1 pseudogene is annotated in these 612 nt (G+C 65.7%); it reads right to left on the reverse strand.

What is annotated here, in order from left to right:
* Nucleotides 1-228 precede the first annotated feature (228 nt).
* A pseudogene (locus tag SSA01S_RS19905) lies at nucleotides 229-612 on the reverse strand (ISNCY family transposase); the annotation flags it as partial.

Below are 612 nucleotides of genomic sequence, written 5' to 3' on the forward strand. Positions count from 1 at the left end.
TTTGTGTTCCCGCTGATTAGAAAAGACACATTCTGCCCCAAATAGAAATGACACACGGCTGGTAGCAGCGGGGGCAGCGTGGAGCCATCCACAAGCGCAGCGCTGACCCCGCTGATGCGGTGAGTTTCGAGGGAAGGGCGACGGACCCGCTGCGCCAGCAGCGGGCTCGGTCACACCAGAATGCAGACAGTCAGGCAGGTTCCTGGGGTGGGGTGGCGTGACCCGGACTCAGCCAGCGTATTCGGCCAGTCCGCGCGCGACGAGTTCCGTCTCGGAAAGGCGCGGCCCGCGCTTCAGTTTCGGCGTGCAGAGCGTGCGGCGATCCACCTTCGATGCGGTCGCAACAGCCGACGCGGCGAACATGCCGCCAGTCTGCGCCGTCCGCGCCGGCTCGTTGTTGTTCCGCTTGCGGTGCTGTGGCGCCGTTTCCTGCAGGAGCCGCGCCATCGCCAGCGCCGCGTCGAGATGCTTGTTGTCGACCACTGCTGCCTGGTTCACCCGCCGCATCTTGTCGAACACGCGATAGGGCAAGGCCTGCCCGTCGTGCCGGATCTCGATCCGTCCGTCAGGATACTCGCAAACCTCCACCCGCTTGCGCGCCAGCGCCTGGCT

The organism is Sphingomonas sanguinis NBRC 13937 (assembly GCF_001591005.1).
GTDB lineage: Bacteria > Pseudomonadota > Alphaproteobacteria > Sphingomonadales > Sphingomonadaceae > Sphingomonas > Sphingomonas sanguinis.